Here is a 24650-nt window from a genome sequence, read left to right as displayed (position 1 = left end):
AGACCGGCAAACTTGCCGGACGTGGATCCTCGAGGAAAAGCACAACACGATGAGAGCCTTGGCAAAACGTCTTCGCGTTGGACTCGTGGCCGCGGCGCTGGCCAGCGGCGGCATGATGCCGGCGGCTTGGGCTCAGGGAACGCTGCGGATCGGCATGACCGCATCGGACATTCCGCTCACCACGGGTCAGGCCGACAATGGCGGCGAAGGCATGCGCTTCACCGGCTACACGGTCTACGACGCCCTCATCAATTGGGACCTGTCGAGCGCCACCAAGCCCTCGGAACTCGTCCCGGGCCTCGCCTCGTCCTGGGCGGTGGACGCCACCGACAAGACCAAGTGGATCTTCACATTGCGGCCCGGCGTGACCTTTCACGACGGCTCGCCCTTCACCGCGGAATCGGTGGTGTGGAATCTCGACAAGCTCTTGAAGAACGACGCACCGCAATTCGACCCGCGCCAATCGGCGCAAGGGCGCTCGCGCATCCCCGGCGTCGCCAGCTACCGCGTCGTCGATCCGATGACGGTGGAGATCACCACCAAGGCGCCGGACGCGACGCTGCCCTACCAGATCGCCTGGATCATGATGTCCTCGCCGGCGCAGTGGGAGAAGCTGGGCAAGAGCTGGGACGCCTTCGCCAAGACCCCGTCGGGGACCGGCCCGTGGAAGCTGACCCTGTTCGCCCCGCGCGAACGCGCTGAGATGGCACCCAACGCCGAGTATTGGGACAAGGCGCGGGTTCCCAAGCTCGACAAGCTGGTCCTGGTGCCCCTACCGGAGGCGAATGCCCGCGTGGCGGCCCTGCGCTCGGGTCAGGTCGACTGGATCGAGGCCCCGCCGCCGGACGCTGTCGCCTCGCTCAAGGGGGCAGGGTTCAGCATCGTCACCAATGCCTATCCGCATAACTGGACCTGGCACCTGTCGCGGGCCGAGGGCTCGCCGTGGAACGACATCCGCGTGCGCAAGGCCGCCAACCTCGCCGTGGACCGCGAGGGCATGAAGGAGATGCTCAACGGGCTGATGATCCCGGCCGAGGGATTCATGCCGCCGGGCTCCGCCTGGTTCGGCTCCCCGACCTTCAAGCCGACCTACGATCCCGACGCGGCCAAGAAGCTCCTGGCCGAGGCCGGCTACGGCCCGAACAAGCCCATCGTCACCAAGATCCTGATCGCGCCCTCGGGCTCGGGCCAGATGCAACCCCTGCCGATGAACGAGCTGATCCAGCAGAACCTCGCCGATATCGGAATTAAAGTGAATTTCGAAGTCGTCGAGTGGAACGCGCTCATCAACCTGTGGCGGGCCGGCTCGAAGGCCGACGTGTCGCGCGGCGCCACGGGAATGAACTTCTCCTACTTCATCCAGGACCCTTTCACCGGCTTCATCCGCCATCTCCAATGTAATCTCGCCGCCCCCAACGGCACGAACTGGGGCCATTACTGCGACCCCGAGATGGACAAGCTGTTCGACCAGATCCGGACGACCTTCGATCCCGTCGAGCAGATCAAGGTGCTGCAGAAGGTCCACGAGAAATACGTCAACGAGGCGCTGTTCCTCATGGTCGCCCACGACACCAACCCGCGCGCCATGAGCTCGAAGGTGAAGGGCTTCGTCCAGGCCCAGAATTGGTACCAGGACTTCTCGCCCATCACCGTGGGGAAGTGATGACGAGGGCCGCCATGCACACCAACCCTCCCCCCAAGAATCTCAGGCTTGCCCGAGATTCGTCCTTGGCTGGCCAAGTCGGGCAGGCCCGACGTGGTGCGGGGGAGGGTGCCTGCGGAGCAGGCGGGAGAGGGGGCGACCTCTCCGGATACGGCGCTCCCCTCTCCCGACCCTCGCTGACGCGAGGGGCACCCTCCCCCGCAGAGAGGGGAGGGAGACGAGGGACCGCGCCATGCTGAGCTTCATCCTCCGCCGCCTCCTCACCGTCACCCCGGTGGCGCTCGGGGTCAGCATCGTCTGCTTCTCGCTGGTACATCTGGCGGACGGCGATCCCCTCAGCTCCATCCTGCCGGTGGACGCCACCCAGGAGACGATCGACGCCATGCGGATCGCCTACGGCTACGACAAGCCGCTGCCGGTCCAGTACGCCCTGTGGCTGTGGAAGGTGCTCCACGGCGATCTCGGCACGTCCATCGCCACCGGCAGGCCGGTCTTGAGCGAGGTCGGTCGCGCGGTCGTCAACAGCCTGATCCTCGCCTCCGTGGCGACCCTGATCGGCTTCACCTTCGGCTGCCTGTTCGGTTTCGTCGCCGGCTATTTCCGCGATTCCGTCCTCGACCGGGCGGCCTCCGCCATCTCGGTCTTCGGTGTGAGCGTGCCGCATTACTGGCTCGGCATGGTCCTGGTGATCGTGTTCTCGGCTCAGCTCGGCTGGCTGCCCTCCACCGGCGCCGGCCCCGACGGATCGGGCAACTGGAAGCCGGATCTCGAGCACCTGCGCTACATCATCCTGCCCGCCATCACGATGTCGGTGATCCCGATGGGCGTCATCGCCCGCACCGTCCGGGCGCTGGTGGGCGACATCCTCTCCCAGGATTTCGTCGGGGCGCTTAGGGCAAAGGGCCTCTCCGAGTTCGGCGTGTTCAAGCATGTGGTGAAGAACGCCGCTCCCACCGCTCTCGCGATCATGGGGCTGCAGCTCGGCTACCTGCTCGGCGGCTCGATCCTGATCGAGACGGTGTTCGCCTGGCCCGGCACCGGCTTCCTCCTCAACGCCGCGATCTTCCAGCGCGACCTGCCGCTGCTGCAGGGCGCCATCCTCGTCCTGGCGATGTTCTTCGTCGCCCTCAACCTCATCGTCGACGTCGTGCAGACGGCGCTCGACCCGCGCATCGAGAGGGGCTGATGGCACTCGGAACCAGTCCGGCCGTATCGGCCATCGACATCGCCGGCGGGGCGCCCCCGCTCACCTCGACGCCGGAAGCCTTCGTCGCCTCGCGCGGCTTCTGGGGCAACGTGCTGGCCAAGCTCCTGCGCGATCCCGTGGCGATGACAGCGGCCTTCGTCATCGTCGCCATCGTCGCCATCGCGTTGCTGTCACCCTGGATCACGCCCATGGATCCGTATCGCGGCTCGATGGTGCGGCGGCTGAAACCCGTCGGCGACGCCACATACATTCTCGGCTCGGACGAGCTCGGGCGCGACATGCTGAGCCGCCTGATGCTGGGTGGGCGCCTCTCTCTGTTCATCGGCGTCACGCCGGTGATCCTCGCCTTCCTCCTCGGTTCCAGCATCGGCATCCTCGCCGGCTATGTCGGCGGCTGGCTCAATACCGTGCTCATGCGCACCGTCGACGTGTTCTTCGCCTTCCCCTCGGTGCTTCTGGCCATCGCGCTCTCGGGTGCGTTGGGAGCGGGCGTGTTCAATTCCATCGTCTCGCTGACCTGCGTGTTCACACCCCAGATCGCCCGCGTGGCCGAGAGCGTGACGACGCAGATCCGCTCACGCGATTACGTCGATGCCGCCCGCCTATCCGGCGCCTCGACTCTGACGATCCTGCGCGCGCAGGTGCTCGGCAACGTACTCGGACCGATCTTCGTCTACTCCACCAGCCTCATCAGCGTATCGATGATCCTGGCCTCGGGCCTCTCCTTCCTCGGCCTCGGCGTGAAGCCGCCGGAGCCCGAATGGGGCCTGATGCTCAACACCCTGCGCACGGCGATCTACGTGAACCCAATGGTCGCGGCGCTGCCCGGCCTCGCGATCTTCATCGTCTCGATCTCGTTCAACCTGTTCTCGGACGGCCTGCGTTCGGCAATGGAAGTGAAGTCATGAGCACGCCCATCGCATCGAGCCGGCTCTCCTCCCGCGACCGGGGCGGCCCGGGCCAGCCGCTCCTCACCGTCGAGGGACTGGTGAAGCATTTCCCGGTCAAGAAGGGGATCGGCGGCAAGAAGGCCGTCGTGCGCGCCGTGGACGGCGTCGATTTCGATATCAAGAAGGGCGAGACCCTGGGGGTCGTCGGCGAATCCGGCTGCGGCAAGTCCAGCACCGCCCGCCTCATCATGGGCCTGACCCAGCACGACAAGGGCGAGATGCTGTTCGATGGCGAGCGTATCGGCAGCCGGGCCCTGCCCCTGCGCGAGTTCCGCGCCCAGGCCCAGATGGTGTTCCAGGACAGCTACTCCTCGCTCAACCCGCGCATGACCATCGAGGGGTCCATCGCCTTCGGGCCACGGGTCCACGGCGTGCCCAAGCGCCAGGCCATCGAGCGGGCGCGCAGCCTGCTCGCCCGCGTCGGCCTGGAGCCGGCGCGTTTCGCCGCCCGCTATCCGCACGAGCTCTCCGGCGGCCAGCGCCAGCGCGTGAACATCGCCCGCGCCCTGGCACTGGAGCCGCGATTGGTGGTCCTCGACGAGGCGGTCTCGGCCCTCGACAAGTCGGTGGAGGCGCAGGTTCTGAACCTGCTGATGGACCTCAAGCAGGAATTCGACCTCACCTACCTGTTCATCAGCCACGACCTCAACGTCGTCCGCTTCATCTGCGACCGGGTGGCGGTGATGTATCTCGGACAGGTGGTGGAGATCGGCCCGGCCGATACCGTGCTGGCCGACCCCGCCCATCCCTATACCAAGGCGCTCCTGTCCTCGATGCCCTCGATGGACCCCGACAACCGCACCACCGTGGCGCCGCTGGCCGGAGACCCGCCCAATCCCATCGACCCGCCGCCGGGATGCCGCTTCAACCCGCGCTGCAGTCTCGTGGAGAATGTCTGCCGGAGCCATGTTCCGCCCCTCGCCCCGGTCGACCCCGTCCACCGCGTCGCCTGCCTCGCCCGCCAGCCGGGATCCGGCCATTCGGCGGCGCCCGCCCTGTCGGTGGCCGCATGAGCACGGTCCTTCGCCACCAAGGCACGCCCCGATTCGCGCCGAACCCGAGATGCGACCGATGACCCGAGCGGTTGGCAAGGAACCCGCCGTCGAAATCCAGGGCCTGAAGGTCACCTTCGGCGGCAAGGTCCGCGCGGTCGATGGGGTCGATCTCACCCTCGGCCGAGGCCAGGCCATCGCCCTCATCGGCGAGTCGGGATCGGGCAAGAGCGTGACCCTGCGCGCGATCATGCGCCTCAACCCCGAGCGCAAGACGGCGATCGAAGGCCGCATCCTCGTCGCCGGCCGCGACGTGATGGCCATGGGCAAGCGCGACCTGACGGCATTGCGCGGCCGCGAAGTCGCGATGATCTTCCAAGAGCCGCTGCTGGCCCTCGATCCGGTCTATACGGTGGGCCGCCAGATCATGGAGGCGATCCGCCAGCACGAGGGAATCGGCGCGTCCGAAGCACGGGCTCGCGCGCTTCAACAGTTCGAACGGGTGCGCATCCCGAGCCCGGAGCGGCGACTCGACGCCTATCCGCACGAGATGTCGGGGGGCATGCGCCAGCGCGCGATGATCGCTCTTGCCCTCGCCTGCAACCCGAAGGTCCTCCTCGCCGACGAACCGACCACGGCCCTCGACGCCACGGTGCAGATCCAGATCCTGCTTCTCCTGCGCGACCTGCAGGCGGAACTCGGGCTCGCTACTCTCTTCGTCACCCATGATCTCGGTGCCGCCGTCGAGGTCGCCGACCGGATCGCGGTCATGTATGCCGGCCGCATCGTGGAGGAGGGCTCGGCCCGGCAGGTGGTGCTGAACCCGCATCATCCCTACACGATCGGCCTGCTACGCAGTCGCGCCGACGGGGCGCTCGCCAAGGGCTCGCGGCTCCAGACCATCCCGGGAAGCCCGCCCGACCTCGCCAACCGCCAGCCGGGCTGCCCCTTCGCACCGCGCTGCTTCCTTGCAGAGGAACGCTGCCGCGTGGGCGACCCACCGGTGGTCGAGGCCGGACCGGGGCATCGCGCCGCCTGCTGGAAGAGCGACGAGGCGGCGCACGGCTTCCAGGCTCAACAGGCGGAGTTGGCGGACGCGTAGCCCCCTCCCACGACCTCGCCCTGAAGTGCCGAAGCGAAGCACGGACGTTTTTCGAGGCCCCTTCGCGCGGCACCTTGGACTGAGGTTGAAGGTTGAAGAACCGCCCCCATTCCGCAGCGACTGAACCGAGACAACGGATAGGCATATGAGCACGACCCACAATCTCCGCGTCGACGGCGCGCGCCTGTGGTCCACGATCATGGAGACCGCCCGGTTCGGCGCCACCCCCGCCGGCGGAATCAACCGGCTGACCCTATCGCAGGAGGATGGCCAGGTCCGGGACTGGTTCCGGGATGCCTGCGAGGCGGCGGGCCTCGAAGTGGGTGTCGACGCGCTGGGTACGCAATTCGCCCTGCGGCGCGGACGCGACATGACGCGCCTGCCCGTCGCCTGCGGCTCGCATCTCGACACACAGCCCACGGGGGGCAAGTTCGACGGCATCCTCGGCACCCTGGCAGGCTTGGAGGTCATGCGCGCCCTCAACGATGCCGGCATCGAGACCGAGGCGCCCCTGCTCCTGGTCAACTGGACCAACGAGGAGGGCTCGCGCTACGCGCCCGCCATGATGGCGTCCGCCGCCTATGCGGGCGAGTTCACGGTGGAGGACATCCATTCCCGTCGCGATGCCGCCGGCATCGAGGTGAGGCAGGCGCTGGAGGCCATCGGCTATCGCGGAGACGAGCCGGTGGGCGAGCGCAGGATTGGCGCTTTCGTAGAACTGCATATCGAGCAGGGTCCGATCCTGGAGGCCGAGGAGACCACCATCGGCGTGGTCGAGGGCGGGCAGGGGATCGCCTGGTTCGACGGCGTGGTGACGGGTTTCGAGAGCCATGCCGGCACGACGCCGATGCTGCGCCGGCGCGACGCCCTCAACGGCTTCGCCGAGATCGCACTGGCCGTCGAGCGGATCGCCCATGCCCACGGTCCCACGGCGGTGGCGACGATCGGCGAGGCGGCGATCGGCGCGCCATCGCGCAACGTCATCCCCGGCCGCATCCGCTTCACCCTCGATGTGCGCGACCCGAAAGCCGAAACCCTCGACGCGGTCGAAAGCGAATTGCGAACGGAACTCGACGCCATCGCCGGTCGGCGCAAGCTCACCATCGAGCTGACCCGGATCTGGCGCAAGGAGCCGGTGCCGTTCGATGCCAGAGTGGTGGGCGCCGTCGAGGCGGCGACCAAGGGATTGGGCTTCAGCCATCGCCGCATGGTCTCGGGCGCCGGCCACGATGCCTGCAACATCGCCGCACTTGCTCCAACCGCCATGATCTTCGTGCCCTGCCGCGACGGGATCAGCCACAACGAAGCGGAATCGGCGACCCAGGGCGATTGCACCGCTGGCGCCGATGTTCTGCTCCAGACTCTTCTCACCCTGGCCAATTCACCGGTTCGGGCTGGCTGAATCGGATTCGTCCGGGCTGGTCGGCGAGGTTCGGCCGCGACGCCACACATGTCCGCTGGAACGCACGCTCCGGCCTATCCGGCGTCGAGCTCAGTGAATCGACCATCTCCCTCTCTCGCAGCGACAGGCATGCAATATGATGCTTTGCGCTGCCGAGGTGCGGGGCGGGGCCGGTTGTGGCCTCGCATACAGCCCCTTCATGGCGCAGCCGGAAGACCGCGGCGAAGTGAGGGAGATGCATGACAGAGACAATCTATGTGAATGCGACGAGTCCCCACAAAAGCAACTACAGGAAAATCCCTTTATCCCCTCTTCATTGGGTTGTGTTGCGCGCAAAAAACACGCAACGACATATTCTCCAAGCATATCCTGGAACAAATTCATTCCTGTAAGGCGGCATATTGGCCGAGGAGAAAGTAGCATGTCGCCACGGTCGCCGATGGATCCATCCGGACGGTCGGATGGCGCATCGCGCCGTGTCCCGTCTCGCCGCCTGCTGAAGCTCATGGACAACGCCACGGATATTGCTTTCTGGTCGGCCGATCTCGAAGAACTCGGCATTCATGGTTCGATCGGGCTTCACCGCGTTCTCGGCCTGCCCCCCTCCGTCGCCCTGAGCTTCGGCGTCGTCGAGGCCATGATGCATCCCGATGACCGGGCCGCGCATACGGACATGCTGACCGTTCTCCGCAATGGCCGGCCTCTCAAGCGTGAGTTCCGCATCATCCGGCCGGACCAGACACTGCGTTGGATTGCCAGCCATGCGGAGGTTGTGCATGGCCCCGGCAATCGCCCGAGCCAAGCCATCGGCGTCGTCGAGGATGTGACCGACCAGTACGACGCGAAACATTCCGCCGAACAAGGATACGATCGCTTCAAGGCCCTGCTCTCGGCTACCGCCGCCGTGGTCTGGATCGTCAGCCCCGACGGCAAGTCGATCGACATGCCGCTATGGGAAGAGCTCACCGGACAGCGACACGAGCAGTTCCAGGGGCTTGGCTGGCTCGACGTGCTTCATTCCAACGACAGGGAGCGTACGAACTTCGCCTGGCGCACGGCCCTCAGCCACGACACGGCCTATAACACCGACTATCGGATCCTTTGCGTCGACGGGATCTATCGCTGGTTCAACGCCCGTGGCGTGCCGATCATGAACCGAGACGGCTCAGTGAAGGAATGGGTCGGCGTGTGCCTGAGCGTCCCAGGACAGAGCCGATTCCAGGCAGCTTCGTCGACAACGGAAGTACGCGGCCCCGCAAGCGATATCGGTCGCAGCGGCGGGGAGATCACGTCCGCACAGGTTCGGGCCGCCCGCGGGATGACCGGCCTGTCGAAGGACGAATTGGCGCGACGCGCGAGCGTTTCGGTTTCGACCATTGTGCGGATCGAAGACCCCGACGCCACGATCCGGCCGCGACGCGACACGATCCAGGCGGTGCGTCAGGTTCTCGAACAGGCCGGCGTCGTCTTCACCTTCGATCCAGGGCACAAACCCGGCGTGCGTGAGGCGTAAGGCTGGGCCTCGTCGAGTCTGATCTGTGTGTCAGTTCCACCGACATGGCGTCGAGACTGCATTGCTCAGGCACTCGCGTCGCTGGGGGCGGGCTGGCTGAATCGTTGCTTCAGCCGCTTGCCGAGTTCCCCCCTGCGCGCATTCGAGGCGAGACGGATCGCGCGATCGAGCTCGGCAGGGGAGGCCTCGTTGATCTGATCCGCCAATGCCATCATGCGCTCGTCATCGGCAAAGGCGAGTTCGCAGCGATAGAGCAGCATCAGCACGCGTCCGTTCCGTGGGTCGATATGAAGCGCCCGTGACAGGACCTGAGATGCCTCGCTGGCGGCACCGTAGCGGAACAGCCGATCACCGGCTTCCATCATCAGGCCGAGATCCCCACCCGACACATGAGCGACGGCACGCCACGCGGCCAGGATGGATTCCTCGTCCCCCGTCGATTCGAGCGCCTTGGCAGCCAGCCGTCGAACCCTGCCCTGATTGTTCGTCATCAGCACGGAGATGTAAGAGCTGAGCCGATCCTCGTTCTTCTCTTCCTCGGCGAGACGGCCGAGAGTCTTCCAAGGCTCCTCCAACTCCGCATCCGTCTGGCACGCGCGTAGGATCAGGTCGCCACCGCGCTCGCGGTCCCCCTTGATGAGGGCGATTTCGCCGAAGAGCCATATGCCTGTGGCGCTGTCCGCGTCCCGCCGGAACTCAGCCTCGGCGATCTCGGCCATGGCAGCGACATCCTGCAGTTTCATGGCGCGCCGGATCCGCACCGGAAGCGCTTCCTCGACCTGCGCTTCCAGTAGGGTAGGCGCGCCATTCTCGTCGATCAGCTTCGCCTCCAAACGGCGCGCCCGCTGGGCGAGGCGGATCGCCCGTTCGATCTCTTCCGGGCAGACCGTCATCATGAGAACCACCAGATCGGCCAAACGCTCGTTGTCGGAGAACAGCAGTTCGCTGCGGTAGAGCATCACCAAGATGCGTCCATTGGTCGGATCGGCCGCAAAGGCTGCCTCGAAGATCCGTGCCGCATCCTCCCCCGCTCCCGCGCGGAGTAGGCGGTCTCCGGCCTCGATCTGGATGTTCACATCACCCTGAGCCGCCACCGCGACCTGACGCCATGCTTCGACGGCCGCTTCGTCGGTGCCGGTCTGCTCGATAATCTTGGCGGCTATCCGCTTGATCCGGCCTTTACCGTTGGTCATCATCACGCTGGCCAGGAGCTTGAGCCGCTCCTCGTCCTGTTCGTCTTCGGCGATTCGCGCCAACGCCTTCCACGGCTCCTCGAAAGAGGGGTTGGCCTGACAGGCACGTAGGATCAAGTCGATGCCACGTCGACGCTCTCCGCGCGACAGGGCGAGTTCCCCATACAGCCAGATCGCCGTTGTACTGTCCGGATCACCCTCCATCTCGGACGCGGCGATGGAGGCCACCATCGGCCAATCCTCAAGCTTCAGAGCGCGACGGATCCGTGCCAGCAAAGTCTCTGCGGCATCGACGTCGGGCTTATTGAGGTCGACTAGCCTCATGTATTCGTGGATGGCCCGCTGAGCGTTAGAGTAGAGGACGATCTTGTCGCTCTGCACCACGCCGACGATGTCGCAGAATTCTCGCACCAGCTTGACGTTCGACGAGATGACGATGAAGCCGCTCGCGGCCGAGCGCTGCTTAACAACGCTGGCGAAACGGTCGGTGAACTCGGCCGTCTGCGGAATAATGTCCCCGTCGACGAAATACGTCTCGTAGGGCAGCCCATAAGACAGGGCATACCGGAAGGAGAGGGCGATGTCGGGAGGCACCTGCTTGTAGGGCACGTCCATGAAAGCGTCGATATTGGCCACGAACGCGACGAACTTGATAAGGCTCGTCGGCTCGATCCGGTGCATCTTGGCGGCGAATACGCAGTTCCGCCTCAACGTGTGTTGCACCACGATTCCCGCCATACGGCCGACGGGGCTCGAAATCTCCGCCTCGCGTCGGACTTTGCCGATGGCGGGCGCCCGCACCCCCATGATGAGGTCGCTGAAAGCACGGCGCTCGATCTTTGAAGCGCAGAGAATCCCGACACGACGGTTCGTTGGGATGACCCCGGTGAGGCCGCACAGAACCGCGTGCGACCGCGACTGAAGCGACCTGAGCCAGACGTTCTCCAAGATCAGCATGAAACATCTCGTACGGAGAGCGATAGGCACCGTTTCACCGCACGTGTCGCCGGTCGCGCGCTCAATCCCGATCTCCCAACCCGAAATCTAAAACCGCGTCACGCGAGGAAGCAACATCCTGCCTTCATCCAGCATGCGTCGACAGAGACCGAGCCGAATTTCCCCGCCTGACCTTCCTTGGCGAACCAAACCCCAATCCCGGCCCTGACGTCGATCCGGCGTGTTTGTCACGATCGACGGTCCTGCTGCAACGACATGGCCGGAATGAGGTCCATCGATTGTCGGCTCATGTCCAACAATCACGTGATCCGCTCGTTTTCCCGTCGCTATCGGCCCTGTCATATTCCCCGGGAACGGTCGCCGACGGGATGCGCCAGGGCCGAGAGGCCCGTACCGCTCATCCCTCCATCGAGAAAATCGAGAAAGGCCGGCGTATCCACGGTCCAGCTGTCCATGGCGCCGAGATGCGGCTCCAACCAGCCTCGATAGTGGTGTCCCATCACGAGGCTGAGCCGGGCGAAGTTCAGACGCAGGAAGTAGGTGCCGTCCTGCACCGGCACCATCTCTGTAATCTGCGCTCCCGGTTGCGCGAAGAGGATATGCGCCAAGCCCGCACCATGGGGAGCGACGATCCGCGTCGCCGACGATACGGTGAAAACCTGCTGCCACAGCGGCATGGTTCCGAGGGTGATGCCCGCGTATCCTCGCTTCGCGATCTGCGCCTCGAGTTCGGCCTCGTTCCTCATGACGCGCCGGCCCGAGTCGCGGCGAGAAATGTAGATCGCGTCGCAAGCACTCACCATCTCCCGAGCGGCGATGGCCCTGGCGGCCTGCTTCACCCGTTCGATGACCGGCGCCACCTGGTCCCAATAGGTGAAGCCCTGCATGCCGCTGCGGGCGATCAGCAATCGCTTCACGAAGACCGCTTCCCCCACACCGACCACCGCGTGGGAGAGGCCGGCCAATTGCAGCGTCTCCCTCTCGAAGGAAGGGGCCTGGTCGCTGAGGAGGATTGCCGCCACCGGCGCCCCGTCCTCGAGCATCCAGGAGAAGAGCGGAAGGCGGTCCACCAGCCAATGATAGATGCCGCGTGTGGCCTTGATGGCGAAGAAACCCGTCGTGATACGGGGGGCGTCCTCGCGTGACAGGCGAGGGATGGGAGCCCCCTTCGAGACGACGACGCTGCCGTCTTCCTTCCAGATCTGGCCGTTCCGGTCCACGAACACATCCCGGTGTTCGATGATTTCGGGCGGCTTCGCCCGGGCGGCCTTTTGTCGGAAACTCTCGATATCGGCCGCGATCCGCACCGCGTGTCGCGGCGGGGTGCGCTCGCTCGACACGATCTCGACGGTGCCCTGAACCTGTCGCCCGGACCCGGAGAACGGAAAACGAATCGCGGTCGACATCGCCATTGCGGCGCTGGCCGTGGCACCGGGAGCAGGGGGGCTGGCCTTCGCCATGGCCGCCTTGATCTCGGACCGCAGGGCCGGATCCTTTGTATGGGGGAGAAACGATTTCGCCTGCTGCGCAAATCGCGGCTCGGCCATCACCGATGCGTCGGCCATGAAGACCGCCCAGGCGGACGACGCCTCGCCGATCAGCAGGAACCTCTGGCTCACCGCATAACGGTCTCGCTTCGGCCATTCCGCACGAAGGGACTCCTTCTCGGCCCAACGAAGCGCCTCCACGTCCCGCATCTCACCGGCGGCGCGAATGAACATGCCCATCATCGCGGGGCTGTTCTTGAGCCGGTTCGCCTTACGCGCCCAGGTCAGGATCGTCGTCCAATCGCCGCGTTCGAAAGCCGCCTCGAAATCCCGGTACTTGAACCCACGTCCTCCGAGGACGGTCCAACGCCAGACGCGTCTCAGCAGATGACGACCGCTTTCCATGACGGGCCGAAACATAGCGATCGATCACATCCTTTGTCGTTGAACTACGGCACCGCCTCTTCAGGTTGAAGAAGGAAAAGACCGGGGTCTCGCGGGAGGGGATCGCCGGACAGACGCTCCCATGTCAATCCAGTTCGTCCAAAGCGACGGATCGGCCATCCACAGCTGGCCTACAAACGAGCTGCTGCCCTGCACCAGGACACCTTCGCATCTGCAAAGGCGTGTGATAGTGCCACTATGCTGATTAACTTAGGAGCTTTACGCATGATTGCACGTTCCAAACTTCCTATTTTCCTTGCCATCGCCGCCCTGGCCGTCCCCGTCGCTCTCGCCACTCCGGCCTCCGCCAAGGGCAACAAGATCATCTCGATGATCGACACCGACAATGACGACACGATCGACCTGAAGGAAGTCCAGGCTGTTGCAAGTGCCAAGTTCGACGCCCTCGAAGGCGATAAGGACGGCACCCTGGACGCCAAGGAACTGAAGGGCCGCGGCGGCAAGAAGGTGATCGCCGAAGCCGATCCGGACAATGACGGCACCCTCGACAAGAAAGAATATCTCGCTCTCGTCGAGTCCCGCTTCAAGGCGGCCGATCCGGACAACGACGGCACCCTCGATGCCGCTGAACTGAAGACCCCGGCCGGCAAGGCCTTGGTGAAGCTGCTCAAGTAAGCAGGCGGCTCACCCTCGCGACGAGCCGCTAGCCAAGTCTTACGGCTTCGATAGAACGACCAGACCCTATGCACCGGCTCGAACCGGCGCATGGGGTTTTTGTCTTGCCGTTCCGGAACCACAGACAGCTTGAAACATCTGCCGCCGGAACGATCGCGTCAGGCCTTCGACCCGGTGCCACGAACCGACCCGAACGGGTCGAGCACCTATGCTACCGGCGAATCACTCGGCGTCTTCGAGCCTATCGCGGCCGACTCACGTTGCCGGAATTCCCCGAATCGAAAGAGACAGAGTGCTAAAAAGCCCAACCCTCGTCCGCTGAACGCGCAGAAATGCACGAATTCCTGTGCGCTGCAGCACCTTGGTGCACAGAGACTTGTTTAAGGGCGAAAGATCCCTAGATACAACGACATCATGACAACGTCGTATCGTGACTTTCCAGAAGTCACGGGGCGGATCGGAAGGAACTGGAGCACGAATCGTGTTCCGGAACCGAAGAAACGTTCGCGCGGCGGATTTCAATCCGGTCCCATCGGGCGTGCGCCCGCCAGAGACGCAGAACCCTGCGAGTACGTTTTACATGAATCAGCTCGTTCGCCTGTCACAGATCGGCGATGCAGACGCCATTGCCGAGCCATCGGCTGAACTGCGTGTCCCCTTCGCGCAGTCGGGTGCCTTCGTGTGTAAGTTCATCATCGGCGAGCCTAACGATCGCGCAGTGTGCTGTGGAGCGCCTGCGCCGGATGGCAAAAGCTGGTGTGCCTTCCACCGTCGCATCGTGTTCGAGCCAGCCCGCCCCGGGCGGCTTCGCTAACGCGCCACTCATTCCGCGTAGATCTCAGGCCTCGCTGGCATTCCCGGCGGGGCTTTTTGCGTGAGCGTCACCGGACGCGCCCATACGCAGCGAAAGTCTCAGCGACCTAGTTTGGTCAGGGATCAATCCTCGGGATCGTCCTGATCCTCTGGCTCGCGGAGGGTCTCCAGGGGCCGTCCGCGAAGAGTACGAAGATCGCTGCCACGGACGACGAGATATCCCGCTTCCCGTGCCTGGCGCAGACGGGCCGCCCGGTAATCCGTCACTTCGTCCTCCCTGCGGTGATAGGCAGGAGCCTCGTCCGGGACATAGCCGTAGCGATAGGCTGGCGCCTCCTCCCGTGACGGCTGAAAGGCCCGGACGGTCCAGGCGCGGTCTCCTGTGGATCGGTGGGTGGGAGCCCGGACGGCCGTGCGTCGGATCGGCGGGCGGTCGGCGGGAGCGATGCGGCGCGCGACCTTGGGTGCGGATGCCTTCCTGCTCACCTGCCGATGAGCCACCGCGTCGCGACGGCTGCCGGCAACCTGTCTCGCGCGAGTCGGCGCGTTCCCCTTACGAACCTCCTGTGGCTTACCCTCCTCGCGGGCGGCGACAGGCGAGGGAGTGGCCTTACGATCGGGCGGGTCGGTCCATGCTCGCCCGGCGGGAGGGGGCGAAGCATCCTGAGCGAGAGCGGGATCGACCGGGGACATGGCCCAGATCGCCAACAGGCCGAGCGCCGCAACGATCGTCGAAACCCGATGGATCCGCACTGGCATCGACGTTCTCCAGGCTGGTGCCGAGAGATCGGACGCATATCGGCGATCCACCTCTGCACGCGCCGCCCGGCAATCGGAGGCGGACAGCGGCGAGAGCTTAACGAAAGCTTACGATGGCGTCCACGATGCTATGTTAACCGACCGCCGATGGGGACATCGACCTATGCAGGGCAGGGCAGCGGCGTCACTGCTCGCTACCTGTCGCGTGGCCATGGTCGGCCCTACGCTGTGCAAACGGAGCATGGCCGCCCGCACCATGCCCACCGCGACCGGTTGCCGTCCGGGGTCTGCCGACACACATGGCTAACGACTCGAAAGCGAAGGCGTCGCCGCTCCAGCGATCGTCCTCGGCTACGGTCGGCCGGGATTTTCCCTGTATCGCTCCACAATCACCCCGGCGTGGAGAGGAGAAACGCCATGAGACGATTCCTGTCGGTCCTCGCCCTGCTGGGCAGCGTCGCGCCAGTCCTCGCACAGGCCCCGGCCCCCGCCACGCAGAATGCCGCGCCGCAGACCTATGAGAGCAAGGTCGTCAACGGGAAGGGTGAACCGATCGGCACGGCCACGATCCGCGACGGAGCGAGCGCGCTGGTGCTACGCTTGGCGATTCAGCCCGGCGGGCTGCCTCCCGGCTGGCACGGCATCCACTTCCACGCCGTGGCGGATTGCTCGGACATGGAGAAATTCGAGAAGTCGAAGGCCCATGTGAACCACGACCAGAGCAAGCACGGCCTGCTCAATCCGGAAGGACCGGATGAGGGTGACCTGCCGAACGTCTATGCCAATGCCGATGGCTCGGTGAATGCCGAGGTCTCGAGCGAGACGCCACTTACGGGCGAAGGCGGCCTCAAGGATGCCGACGGCTCGGCATTGATCATCCACGCCAATGAGGACGACCATACGAGCCAGCCCATCGGTGGCGCCGGCGCCCGCATCGCCTGTTCGGTGATCAAGTAACCCGCCATCGCATCCCCGGCCCGATGCCGGGAGGGGATGCGAGCGCAGAGGGCGACATCACGATCGCCGCGACCGCGGGGCCGTGATGTCTGCCCCGGTTCAGTAACGGTCGGTCAGCGTTGGGCCTTGCCGATGCTGACGAGCTTGGCGCCGGCCCGTGCCTTCTGCTCGGGCAGGGTGGCCTGAACGGTGCGGACGATGCTGTCGGCGTCGAGGCCGGCCTCGGCATACATGGTGTCGGGGCTGTTGTGGTCCTGGTAGGTGTCCGGCAGCGTCAGCGTCCGTACCCGTACCCGGCCCGCATCGAGCGCGCCCTTCTCCGACAGGAGATGCAGCACCATAGCCCCGAAACCGCCGACCGAGCCCTCTTCCAGGGTGATCAGAACCTCGTGGCTCGCCGCCAGATCCAGGATCATCGCCTCGTCGAGCGGCTTGGCGAAGCGTGCATCCGCCACCGTCACGGCGATCCCCGCCGTCTCTAGCTGGTCGGCCGCCTTCAGCGCCTCCGACAGGCGCGTGCCGAGGCTCAGCAGCGCCACCCGCGCGCCCTCGGGACGCCGCACGATCCGGCCCTTGCCGATCGGCAGCGGCACGCCGCGCTCGGGCAGGTCGACACCGACCCCCTCGCCGCGCGGGTAGCGCAGCGCGATGGGGCCGCTGTCATGGGCATGCTGGGTCGCCACCATGTGGACCAGCTCGGCCTCGTCGGAGGCCGCCATCACCGTCATGTTCGGCAGGCAGCAGAGATAGGCGAGATCGAACGCGCCCGCATGGGTCGCCCCGTCCGCACCCACCAGACCCGCCCGGTCGAGGCAGAACCGCACGGGCAGGTTCTGCAAAGCCACATCGTGCACGACCTGATCGTAGGCCCGCTGCAGGAAGGTCGAGTAGATCGCCACGAACGGCTTGTAGCCCTCCGTCGCCAGACCGCCCGCGAACGTCACCGCATGCTGCTCGGCGATGCCCACATCGAAGGTCCGGTCCGGATGCGCCTTGCCGAACAGGTCGATCCCGGTGCCGCCCGGCATCGCCGCGGTGATCGCCACCACCTTGTCGTCGGCATCCGCCGCCTTGATCAGGCTCTCGCCGAAGACCCGCGTATAGGCCGGCGCGTTCGGCTTGGCCTTGGCCTGGACACCCGACAGGACGTCGAACTTCACCACCCCGTGGTAGCGGTCGGCGCTGGCCTCGGCCGGGGCGTAGCCCTTGCCCTTCTGGGTCACGACATGGAGCAGGATCGGGCCCTGGTCCGAATCGCGCACGTTCTTCAGGATCGGCAGGAGATGGTCGAGGTTGTGCCCATCGACCGGGCCGACATAGTGGAAGCCCATCTCCTCGAACATCGTGCCGCCGCCCACCACCAGCGAGCGGGCGTATTCCTCCGCCGCCGCGGCGCGCTGGTAGATCGCCTTCGGCAGCAGCTTGCCGAGTTGCTTGGCCGTCTCGCGCAGGCCGCGATAGGTCCCGCCCGAGGCCAGCCTGGCGAAATAGGCCGACATCGCCCCCACCGGCGGGGCGATCGACATGTCGTTGTCGTTCAGGATCACGATCAGCCGCGAGTGCAGCGCGCCGGCATTGTTCATCGCCTCGTAGGCCATGCCCGCCGACATCGAACCGTCGCCGATCACCGCCACCATGTTGCGGCGCTTCGGAGCGGGCTGCCCCTTGGCCTTGGCGGTCGACTCGTCGAGATCGCGGCCCACCGCCATGCCGAGCGCCGCCGAGATCGAGGTCGAGGAATGCGCCGCCCCGAACGGGTCGTAGACACTCTCCGACCGCTTGGTGAAGCCCGACAGCCCGCCCGGCTGGCGCAGCGTCCGAATCCGGTCCCGCCGCCCCGTCAGGATCTTGTGCGGATAGGCCTGGTGCCCGACATCCCACACGATCCGGTCGTCGGGCGTGTCGAACACATGATGCAACGCCACCGTCAGCTCGACCACGCCGAGCCCCGACCCGAGGTGACCGCCCGTCACCGACACCGCGTCGATCATCTCCAGACGCACAGCGTCCGCCACCGCCTGAAGCTGGCTCTCGGGAAGCGCGCGAAGAGCAGACGTCTCGTCAAGCCCGTCGAGGATCGAGGTTTCTATCCGTGACACCGAAGCAACCTCACGCCCGGAGGGAAGATATGCGCGCAAACTCTTGCGGCAGATGAATATTTTCGAAACAGCCACAGATCATCACGATCTCCAGGGCTCAGCCGACATCGAGGGGAGCGACCCCCACCGCGCGCCCATCGGGCCCCAGCGTGATCGTCTGGATCCGCGCCTCGGCCTTCCGCAGCAGGCCTTCGCAATGCCGCTTCAGGGCCTCGCCGCGCTCGTAGATTGTAACCGACTCGTCCAGGGGCACATCGCCCTTCTCGAGCCGACGTACGATCTCCTCGAGCTGTTCGAGCGCCTTCTCGAACGGCAGATCGAGCCCCTCACCGGACGCATTCGAATCGGTTGTCGCCGCCACGGCGGATCGCGCTGCGGTCATCCCAAGCTACCCCTCATTGTGCCGGTCTAAGCCTGCGCCCGCCCGCCCGACAAGCCCAAGGGGGCGTCAGCTGCTCTATCGGCGTGCAGTTCGTCAAGGGTGGCGTCGTTTCGGCCACACTCGATTCGGCACAATTCTAAGCTGGGCCGAGGCCTGTTCTTCACCCCAACGTGAGAACGAACGGGGTTCCCTCGAACGCATCCGCGCCCCGCCCGATCCCGGCGATGGCGGCCGACATCCGTCCCTCGCGCGCCAGTAGCCGGTCGGCGATGTCCACGAACAGGGCGTTGGGCGTCGCCGACGGTGATGCGGCGCGCAGAGCAAGGGCAATCTCGGCCTCGTCCCGTTCCGGGGACAGAGCGCAGGCGGCGATATAGGCCGCTGCCGTGGAGCGGCTGATCCCGGCATAGCAATGGATCAGCAGCGGACGCTCCCGATCCCATGAAGCGGCGAAATCGAGGATTCGACGCACATGAACCTCGCCCGGAAGAACATGCCCGTCGAGGGGAGCGACGATGTCACTGACTTCGACCACGCAGTGGCGCCCGTCGGCGATGCTGTCGGGCCGGTCGATCGCGGTGCCGACCTTCATCAGGGTCATCAGATGGTTCGCCCCGATGCGCTCGAGGGTCTGGGGCAGTTGCGACAGAGGGCAGACGTGAATGTCCGGCATCAGAAACCGTGGCTAAGAGACTGAAAACGAGCGAGGAACCGGGATTGCGCCTCGGCGATGGGCCACGGCTCGATCAAGGCCAGCGCCTCCGGCCCCGTCTCGTCGGGGCGGCCGAAGATGGTACCGGCTTCCTCCTCGGAAAAGCCGGCAAGGCGTGTGGCCTCGAGATAGGCCGCGACCGCATCGGCACGCTTGACGAGGCGAACCTCTTCCTCCGTGGGTTCCGCCAAGCCGAAGCGCCGGCGGATCGCCGCCATCAGGCGCAACTCCACGCTCTTGTAGGACGGGCCGATCGCCGCCTTGAACGGCGAGATGATGTCACCGATCACGTATTCCGGGGCGTCGTGCAGCAGGAGTTCGAGACGCTGCATCCGGCTCCGGCCGGGCGCCAGATCCGCCCCGAGAGCCTCGACCAGCAAGGCGTGCTGGGCCACGGAAAACGCGTGCGGTCCGGCGGTCTGGCCGTTCCAGCGGGCAACGCGGGCGAGACCGTGGGCGATGTCGGCGATCTCGATATCCTGCGGCGAGGGGTCGAGGAGATCGAGGCGCCGGCCCGATAACATCCGCTGCCAGGCGCGGGGGGCGGTGCTCACCGATCCACCCCCATGGCGGCGCAGGGAGCCTGTCGATGGCAGCCCACCAGATGGTCGTTCACCATGCCCACCGCCTGCATGAAGGCATGAACGATGGTGGGGCCGCAGAAGCTGAACCCTTCTTTCTTGAGGGCGCGGGAGATGGCACGCGAGACCTCCGTCTCGGTGGCGATGCCGGCCCTGTCCGTCGCCCGGCCCTGGATCGGCCTGCCCTCGACGAAGTCCCACAGGAAGCGCGAGAAGCCGGGGCCGCGCTCCTCGATGGCGAGAAAGGCGCGGGCGCCCGCGATGGTCCCGACGATCTTAGCGCGGTTCCGGATGATCCCGGTATCCTGCATCAGCCGCTCGACATCGGCCTGCGTGAACCGCGCGATGGCCTCCGGCTCGAACCCGGCGAAGGCCCGGCGGAATCCCTCGCGCCGCCGCAGGATGGTGATCCAGGACAGTCCGGCCTGGAACCCGTCGAGGATCAGTTTTTCGTACAGCGCCCGGCCGTCACGCTCGGGCACGCCCCATTCGGTGTCGTGATAAGCGACGTAGACCGGGTCGAGCCCGGCCCACCAGCAGCGCGGGCAGCCGTCGGGATGATGGATCAGGCCTGTGGAATCGTCTGACATGGGATAGAGCGTAATCGGAACGGATCAAGAACACCAGGAGGCCCGGTCCTCGTCAGAAGCGATCAGGTGCGCATCCCCCCCGCACGCGGGGAGAGGGCCGCGACGACCCCGTCGTCGGCGCGGCGAGGCGGCAGCCGACGGTGAGGGGGCTCGGCCCAAGGAGCCTCTTCCGAAATCGCCCCCTCACCGTCGCTCCGGCTTCGCCTCCACTCACCGAAGGCACGACGGGATGCGTTCGGTCCTCTCTCCGCAAGCGGGGAGAGGTGCGATCACCGAGTGTCATTGTCGCCCCCGATCACCCGGCCGGCGTCACCTCCGGGAAGGCGAAGGTGGCGAAGGAGGGTTTCTCGACACCGAGGATCGTCGCGCCGGCGCGCACCGGCTCGCCGGCGGCGACCGCATCGGCGAGGCGGTCGAGGCGGAGCATGGCGAGGCCGCGCGCGCCCGACACGCTCCCGATCGTGCCGAGCCCCCGCGCTCCCGCAGTCACCTCCGCGCCGGAGGTCACGGCCTCCCCGTCGCGGGAGATCACCGGAACGATGCGGGTGCGGGCCGTGCCGCGATGCTGCATGCGTGACACGACTTCCTGGCCGACATAGCAACCCTTCTTGAAATCGACACCGCCGAGTTGGTCCATCAGCGCCTCGTGCGGGAAGGCATCGCCATAGGTGAAGTCGCGTCCGCCCTCGGGGATGCCGAGGGCGATACGGTGGGCGTGGTAATCCGCCTCCGTGGCATCGGCCGAGAACGCACCCTCGGCAAAGACGAGGCGCTCGCCCAACGCAGGGAGGCGCCCGTCGCGGAGGCGCTCGGTCCCGGCGGCGGTTTCGGCCCCGTCCCAGGCGGCGGCGAGCCCCAGGGTCGGGTCGACGGCGATCGTCACCTTGGCGCGCAGGCGGTAAAGCGTGAGGCGCTTGGCCAGGGCCGGGGCCTGCTCGGCCGGGCAATCCAGGCGGAAGCCGTCGCCGGAACGCCAGATCAGGAAATCGAACAGGATCTTGCCCTGCGGGGTCAGCAGCCCGCCGAGCCGCGCCTCACCCGGTTCGAGGGTCTCGATATTGCAGGTCACCACGCCCTGGAGGAAGCTCATAGCATCCTCGCCCGCGATGGCGATGACGGCGCGGTCCGGCAGCAGGGCAATCGGCATGACAACTCCTCGACATTCTCCCGCGAAGTCCTCGGCGCGCCAACGTGAAGCTGCGCCGCGAGCCCATCCGCGAGGTACGACGTTGCGCGCCGCACGAGGCTGACATAAGCCGCCGCCACCCGCGTCTCAACGCCGTTCAGGAGCGACCCCGATGGACCAGCCCTTCGATCTCCTCCTCACCGGCGGCACGATCGTCAATCACGACGGCGAGCACGCTGCCGATCTCGGCATCAGGAACGGGCGCGTTGCCGCCATCGGCGACCTGTCCCGGGCCGAGGGCGAGCGCCAGGATTGCACCGGCCTGCACCTGCTGCCGGGTGTCATCGACACCCAGGTCCATTTCCGCGAACCCGGCCTCGACCACAAGGAAGATCTCGAATCGGGCTCCCGCGCGGCGGTGATGGGCGGCGTGACCGCCGTGTTCGAGATGCCCAACACCAACCCGCTGACCACCAGCGCCGAGACCCTCGCCGACAAGGTGGCGCGCGGGCACCACCGCATGCATTGCGACTTCGCCTTCTGGGTCGGCGGGACCCACGAGAACGCCCATGAGGTCGCCACCCTCGAGCGCCTGCCGGGCGCGGCGGGGATCAAGGTCTTCGTCGGCTCCTCCACCGGCGCGCTCCTGGTCGAGGACGATGCCGGCGTCGCGGAGATCCTGAAGCGCACCCGGCGCCGGGCCGCGTTCCATGCCGAGGACGAACCCATGCTGCGCGAGCGCAAGGGCCTGCGGGTGCCGGGAGATCCGTCCTCCCACCCGGTCTGGCGCTCGCCCGAGGCCGCGCTGAAGGCGACGCAGCGTCTGGTGCGGATCGCGCGGGAGACGGGTGCCCGCATCCACATCCTGCACATCTCCACGGCGGAGGAGATGGTGTATCTCGCCGACCATAAGGACGTGGCCAGCGTCGAGGTGACGCCGCACCATCTCACCCTCGACGGGACCGAGGCCTATGCCCGTCTCGGCACCCTGGTGCAGATGAACCCGCCGGTGCGTGACGCTGCTCACCGCGACGGGATCTGGCGCGGGCTGGCGCAGGGCGTCGCCGACATCCTCGGCTCGGACCACGCGCCGCACCTGCTGGAGGAGAAGGCCAAGCCCTATCCGGATTCTCCTTCCGGCATGACCGGCGTCCAGACGCTGGTCCCGATCATGCTCGACCATGTCGCCAACGGACGGCTGTCCCTCGCCCGCTTCGTCGACATGACCAGCGCCGGTCCGAAGCGCCTGTTCGGCATCAGCCGCAAGGGCCGGCTCTCGGCGGGCTACGATGCCGACGTGACGGTGGTGGACCTCAAGCGCCGCGAGACCATCCGCAACCCATGGATCGCGTCCAAATGTGGCTGGACCCCTTATGACGGCGTCACCGTCACCGGCTGGCCGGTGGGCACGATCGTGCGGGGAAAGCGGGTGATGTGGCAGGGCGAGCTCGTCGGGCCTTCGAGCGGCGAAGCAGTGGTGTTCGACGAGGCCCTGCCGACGAGGTGAGGCCCACTCTTCGAGGCCGATCCGGCCCATAAACGCATCGAGCCGCCCGGACATGCCCGAGCGGCTCGTTTTTCCATCATAGGCTCGTCGTCAATGGGCCGGGTGCGGCCCGGTAGCGTGTCTCAATGCTGCGGGGCGGTGGTGAAGGCGCCGCCGCGGATGCGCTCGGGAAAGCCCTCGGCATAGCGCGCCGTGGCATCCTCGCCATAGGTCATCACCAGTTCCTGGAACGCGGCGAACAGGGCCGCCTGCGCCATGCAATCACCGTCGAGACCGTCGAGACAGCCTTCCGCGAACGCTTCCGAGACGTAGCCGAGGGCTACGCGCTTGTCGTCGAGATCGGCCTCGAAGGGCGCGGGGGCGGTGTCGATCTGCATGGCGATAACATCGGTTGCGCCGAAGAATGGCTCGGCGGATGACCGAAACATAGGCTGAGCTTCGCGCGTCGGGAAGCCAAGAATTGCGAAGCGGTTAACGCCGGCGGTCGAATACGACGAATTTCCTTCAGCCTTGCGCCCTGTATCCCAAGCGCAACATCTCCGCCTCATCCCCCGAAACGGCTGGCCAGGGCGTGCGAAAGCCGTTCCCCTTCAGCGACATAGCGGGACGCAGCCTCGGTCGCCGAAGGCGTGCAGGCCCGGTAGGTGAGGGAGTAACCGCGATACCCTCGGTTATACGCCCCGGCGAGGCGGTCCCGCCGGCCGGGCGTCACTCCCTCGGCCTCCATTAACGCCTTCATCCGTGTCGGCCATTCGGCGGCGTCCGGTGCCGCGCACAGGCTGCGCAGGAAGGAGAGGGAGCCGATGATCTCGGAGAGCCGCATCAGGTCCCGGTCGTAGGGAGCGGGCGGCGGCTCGGCGGGGGCAGGGGGCTCCTTGTCCTTCTCGGGGGCCTTCTGCGCGGGTCGCCCTGGGTTGGCGCGCTGCTGAGCCGAAGCGAGATCGGGCATGCCCACCGCGAGGGCGGCGAACAGCAGCACAGGCGACAGGCATCGCCTCACCCACGACACAGCCACGCCCCGTCCTCCGTCGCCCCGAACCTCGTCCGTCAGGCTTACACCGTTTCCCGGCCAAGACGAGGCGCGCGTCGGCCTCATCGTGATTCCGCTTGGCCGCCGAAGCCTGCGACCTGCGCAAAGGCCTCGTCCACCGTGTCCCGCAATCCCGGCGTGGTGGCGAGATCCGCGAGCTCCTCGGGAAGAGCCCAGCGCACGCCGAGAGCTTCGGGACCGGGAGCCGGCTCGCCGCTTGCCCAGAGGGCGGCATGGGGATGGACGACGTAATGATGGCGCACGCGTCCGTCCTCGCCCTTCAGGATGATTTCCGTCGGGGTCAGGGAGCGAACGACCACGGCCGAGACTCCGACCTCCTCGTTCAGTTCGCGCAGAGCGGCCTGCGCCAGGGTCTCACCGGGCTCCACTAGCCCGCCGGGAAGCGTCCAGACTCCGCGAAGGGGCTCGTTGGCCCTGGCGGCCAGCAAGACCCGTCCGTCGCGGATGACGGCGATGGACGCGCCGACAAAGGGACGTGTCGGGAAAAGTCGCCCCTCTGAGCCGTCCTCGCTCGCTGTATCGCTCAT

Annotated in this window: 23 protein-coding genes; 11 read left to right on the top strand and 12 right to left on the bottom strand. The window is 66.3% G+C overall.

Translation table 11 applies throughout. The features are described 5' to 3' along the window. The first annotated feature begins 49 nt into the window (after positions 1-49). The 7 genes from ACYQR9_RS18190 to ACYQR9_RS18160 all read left to right on the top strand — a co-directional run bounded on the left by ACYQR9_RS18190 (position 50) and on the right by ACYQR9_RS18160 (position 8829). On the top strand, positions 50-1663 hold the full coding sequence (locus ACYQR9_RS18190; RefSeq protein WP_461227609.1) for an ABC transporter substrate-binding protein: 1614 nt from the start codon (positions 50-52) through the stop codon (positions 1661-1663). A gap of 232 nt (positions 1664-1895) precedes the next feature. Further along, positions 1896-2849: an ABC transporter permease gene (locus tag ACYQR9_RS18185; RefSeq protein WP_018043405.1), complete on the top strand. Its 954-nt coding sequence runs from the start codon at positions 1896-1898 to the stop codon at positions 2847-2849. Beyond that, complete coding sequence (locus tag ACYQR9_RS18180; protein ID WP_207411961.1) at positions 2849-3778, top strand: ABC transporter permease; 930 nt, start codon at positions 2849-2851, stop codon at positions 3776-3778. Before ACYQR9_RS18185 ends, ACYQR9_RS18180 begins: the two co-directional genes overlap by 1 nt. Then, entirely contained in the window at positions 3775-4833 is a 1059-nt protein-coding gene (locus tag ACYQR9_RS18175) for an ABC transporter ATP-binding protein (RefSeq protein WP_207411962.1), read from the top strand. The genes ACYQR9_RS18180 and ACYQR9_RS18175 overlap by 4 nt, the downstream gene beginning before the upstream one ends. Positions 4834-4891: 58 nt before the next feature. Beyond that, a complete protein-coding gene (locus ACYQR9_RS18170; protein WP_461227608.1) occupies positions 4892-5914 on the top strand; it encodes an ABC transporter ATP-binding protein in 1023 nt (340 codons plus the stop codon). Positions 5915-6059: 145 nt separating this feature from the next. Further along, positions 6060-7316, top strand: a complete 1257-nt coding sequence (locus ACYQR9_RS18165; RefSeq protein WP_207411964.1) for a Zn-dependent hydrolase — start codon at positions 6060-6062, stop codon at positions 7314-7316. A gap of 199 nt (positions 7317-7515) precedes the next feature. Then, complete coding sequence (locus ACYQR9_RS18160; protein WP_246747906.1) at positions 7516-8829, top strand: PAS domain-containing protein; 1314 nt, start codon at positions 7516-7518, stop codon at positions 8827-8829. Positions 8830-8894: 65 nt separating this feature from the next. Here the strand turns inward: ACYQR9_RS18160 and ACYQR9_RS18155 are convergent, their stop codons facing one another. After that, entirely contained in the window at positions 8895-10979 is a 2085-nt protein-coding gene (locus tag ACYQR9_RS18155) for a hypothetical protein (RefSeq protein ID WP_461227607.1), read from the bottom strand. 338 nt (positions 10980-11317) lie between these two features. Beyond that, on the bottom strand, positions 11318-12886 hold the full coding sequence (locus ACYQR9_RS18150) for a glycosyltransferase family 61 protein (protein WP_461227606.1): 1569 nt from the start codon (positions 12884-12886) through the stop codon (positions 11318-11320). A gap of 249 nt (positions 12887-13135) precedes the next feature. On the opposite strand from ACYQR9_RS18150, the gene ACYQR9_RS18145 reads away from it, so the two are divergent. Together ACYQR9_RS18145 and ACYQR9_RS18140 are read left to right on the top strand one after the other, a co-directional pair. Next, on the top strand, positions 13136-13546 hold the full coding sequence (locus ACYQR9_RS18145) for an EF-hand domain-containing protein (protein WP_461227605.1): 411 nt from the start codon (positions 13136-13138) through the stop codon (positions 13544-13546). A gap of 580 nt (positions 13547-14126) precedes the next feature. After that, positions 14127-14360 (top strand): GcrA family cell cycle regulator, encoded by a 234-nt coding sequence (locus tag ACYQR9_RS18140; RefSeq protein ID WP_018043414.1) that lies wholly within the window; start codon positions 14127-14129, stop codon positions 14358-14360. Between the two features lie 122 nt (positions 14361-14482). Here the strand turns inward: ACYQR9_RS18140 and ACYQR9_RS18135 are convergent, their stop codons facing one another. Further along, the gene (locus ACYQR9_RS18135; protein ID WP_461227604.1) at positions 14483-15118 is read right to left on the bottom strand and encodes a hypothetical protein; all 636 of its coding nucleotides are present in this window, start codon (positions 15116-15118) and stop codon (positions 14483-14485) included. Positions 15119-15535: 417 nt separating this feature from the next. Here ACYQR9_RS18135 and ACYQR9_RS18130 point away from each other — a divergent pair, with 417 nt between their 5' ends. Continuing rightward, on the top strand, positions 15536-16075 hold the full coding sequence (locus tag ACYQR9_RS18130; protein WP_056427325.1) for a superoxide dismutase family protein: 540 nt from the start codon (positions 15536-15538) through the stop codon (positions 16073-16075). 113 nt (positions 16076-16188) lie between these two features. Here the strand turns inward: ACYQR9_RS18130 and dxs are convergent, their stop codons facing one another. The 6 genes from dxs to ygfZ form a co-directional block, all read right to left on the bottom strand. Beyond that, entirely contained in the window at positions 16189-18174 is a 1986-nt protein-coding gene (gene dxs, locus ACYQR9_RS18125) for a 1-deoxy-D-xylulose-5-phosphate synthase (protein WP_461227603.1), read from the bottom strand. 97 nt (positions 18175-18271) lie between these two features. Further along, entirely contained in the window at positions 18272-18556 is a 285-nt protein-coding gene (locus ACYQR9_RS18120) for an exodeoxyribonuclease VII small subunit (protein ID WP_461227602.1), read from the bottom strand. 160 nt (positions 18557-18716) lie between these two features. Continuing rightward, positions 18717-19229, bottom strand: coding sequence for a tyrosine phosphatase family protein (locus ACYQR9_RS18115; protein ID WP_419952591.1), 513 nt, complete (start codon positions 19227-19229; stop codon positions 18717-18719). After that, positions 19229-19792 (bottom strand): HD domain-containing protein, encoded by a 564-nt coding sequence (locus ACYQR9_RS18110; RefSeq protein ID WP_461229837.1) that lies wholly within the window; start codon positions 19790-19792, stop codon positions 19229-19231. The genes ACYQR9_RS18115 and ACYQR9_RS18110 overlap by 1 nt, the downstream gene beginning before the upstream one ends. A 26-nt stretch (positions 19793-19818) precedes the next feature. Continuing rightward, positions 19819-20439 (bottom strand): DNA-3-methyladenine glycosylase I, encoded by a 621-nt coding sequence (locus ACYQR9_RS18105; protein WP_461227601.1) that lies wholly within the window; start codon positions 20437-20439, stop codon positions 19819-19821. 295 nt (positions 20440-20734) lie between these two features. After that, positions 20735-21586: a CAF17-like 4Fe-4S cluster assembly/insertion protein YgfZ gene (gene ygfZ, locus ACYQR9_RS18100; RefSeq protein WP_461227600.1), complete on the bottom strand. Its 852-nt coding sequence runs from the start codon at positions 21584-21586 to the stop codon at positions 20735-20737. Between the two features lie 151 nt (positions 21587-21737). On the opposite strand from ygfZ, the gene ACYQR9_RS18095 reads away from it, so the two are divergent. Beyond that, a complete protein-coding gene (locus tag ACYQR9_RS18095; protein ID WP_461227599.1) occupies positions 21738-23072 on the top strand; it encodes a dihydroorotase in 1335 nt (444 codons plus the stop codon). A gap of 122 nt (positions 23073-23194) precedes the next feature. On the opposite strand, the gene ACYQR9_RS18090 is transcribed toward ACYQR9_RS18095, so the two are convergent. The 3 genes from ACYQR9_RS18090 to ACYQR9_RS18080 form a co-directional block, all read right to left on the bottom strand. After that, positions 23195-23449 (bottom strand): hypothetical protein, encoded by a 255-nt coding sequence (locus ACYQR9_RS18090; RefSeq protein WP_056424475.1) that lies wholly within the window; start codon positions 23447-23449, stop codon positions 23195-23197. A gap of 167 nt (positions 23450-23616) precedes the next feature. Beyond that, on the bottom strand, positions 23617-24021 hold the full coding sequence (locus tag ACYQR9_RS18085) for a TIGR02301 family protein (protein ID WP_311275289.1): 405 nt from the start codon (positions 24019-24021) through the stop codon (positions 23617-23619). A gap of 143 nt (positions 24022-24164) precedes the next feature. After that, positions 24165-24650, bottom strand: a complete 486-nt coding sequence (locus tag ACYQR9_RS18080; protein ID WP_461227598.1) for an NUDIX hydrolase — start codon at positions 24648-24650, stop codon at positions 24165-24167.

It is taken from the genome of Methylobacterium sp. CM6241, from assembly GCF_054817845.1.
The sequence above is the reverse complement of the archived record's forward strand: the minus strand, read 5'-3'. Positions and strand labels throughout refer to the sequence as shown.

Bases quoted from the DNA above. Each gene is read 5' to 3' on its own strand.
- ACYQR9_RS18130 (WP_056427325.1), top strand. From the start codon at position 15,536: ATGAGACGATTCCTGTCGGTCCTCGCCCTGCTGGGCAGCGTCGCGCCA.
- ACYQR9_RS18095 (WP_461227599.1), top strand. From the start codon at position 21,738: ATGGACCAGCCCTTCGATCTCCTCCTCACCGGCGGCACGATCGTCAAT.
- ACYQR9_RS18135 (WP_461227604.1), bottom strand. From the start codon at position 15,118: ATGCCAGTGCGGATCCATCGGGTTTCGACGATCGTTGCGGCGCTCGGC.
- ACYQR9_RS18155 (WP_461227607.1), bottom strand. From the start codon at position 10,979: ATGCTGATCTTGGAGAACGTCTGGCTCAGGTCGCTTCAGTCGCGGTCG.
- ACYQR9_RS18180 (WP_207411961.1), top strand. From the start codon at position 2,849: ATGGCACTCGGAACCAGTCCGGCCGTATCGGCCATCGACATCGCCGGC.
- ACYQR9_RS18105 (WP_461227601.1), bottom strand. From the start codon at position 20,439: ATGTCAGACGATTCCACAGGCCTGATCCATCATCCCGACGGCTGCCCG.
- ACYQR9_RS18080 (WP_461227598.1), bottom strand. From the start codon at position 24,650: ATGAGCGATACAGCGAGCGAGGACGGCTCAGAGGGGCGACTTTTCCCG.
- ACYQR9_RS18175 (WP_207411962.1), top strand. From the start codon at position 3,775: ATGAGCACGCCCATCGCATCGAGCCGGCTCTCCTCCCGCGACCGGGGC.
- ACYQR9_RS18145 (WP_461227605.1), top strand. From the start codon at position 13,136: ATGATTGCACGTTCCAAACTTCCTATTTTCCTTGCCATCGCCGCCCTG.
- ygfZ (WP_461227600.1), bottom strand. From the start codon at position 21,586: ATGCCGATTGCCCTGCTGCCGGACCGCGCCGTCATCGCCATCGCGGGC.
- ACYQR9_RS18170 (WP_461227608.1), top strand. From the start codon at position 4,892: ATGACCCGAGCGGTTGGCAAGGAACCCGCCGTCGAAATCCAGGGCCTG.
- ACYQR9_RS18140 (WP_018043414.1), top strand. From the start codon at position 14,127: ATGAATCAGCTCGTTCGCCTGTCACAGATCGGCGATGCAGACGCCATT.
- ACYQR9_RS18085 (WP_311275289.1), bottom strand. From the start codon at position 24,021: ATGCCCGATCTCGCTTCGGCTCAGCAGCGCGCCAACCCAGGGCGACCC.
- ACYQR9_RS18190 (WP_461227609.1), top strand. From the start codon at position 50: ATGAGAGCCTTGGCAAAACGTCTTCGCGTTGGACTCGTGGCCGCGGCG.
- ACYQR9_RS18165 (WP_207411964.1), top strand. From the start codon at position 6,060: ATGAGCACGACCCACAATCTCCGCGTCGACGGCGCGCGCCTGTGGTCC.
- ACYQR9_RS18160 (WP_246747906.1), top strand. From the start codon at position 7,516: ATGGCGCAGCCGGAAGACCGCGGCGAAGTGAGGGAGATGCATGACAGA.
- ACYQR9_RS18110 (WP_461229837.1), bottom strand. From the start codon at position 19,792: ATGTTATCGGGCCGGCGCCTCGATCTCCTCGACCCCTCGCCGCAGGAT.
- ACYQR9_RS18120 (WP_461227602.1), bottom strand. From the start codon at position 18,556: ATGACCGCAGCGCGATCCGCCGTGGCGGCGACAACCGATTCGAATGCG.
- ACYQR9_RS18090 (WP_056424475.1), bottom strand. From the start codon at position 23,449: ATGCAGATCGACACCGCCCCCGCGCCCTTCGAGGCCGATCTCGACGAC.
- ACYQR9_RS18115 (WP_419952591.1), bottom strand. From the start codon at position 19,229: ATGCCGGACATTCACGTCTGCCCTCTGTCGCAACTGCCCCAGACCCTC.
- ACYQR9_RS18150 (WP_461227606.1), bottom strand. From the start codon at position 12,886: ATGTTTCGGCCCGTCATGGAAAGCGGTCGTCATCTGCTGAGACGCGTC.
- ACYQR9_RS18185 (WP_018043405.1), top strand. From the start codon at position 1,896: ATGCTGAGCTTCATCCTCCGCCGCCTCCTCACCGTCACCCCGGTGGCG.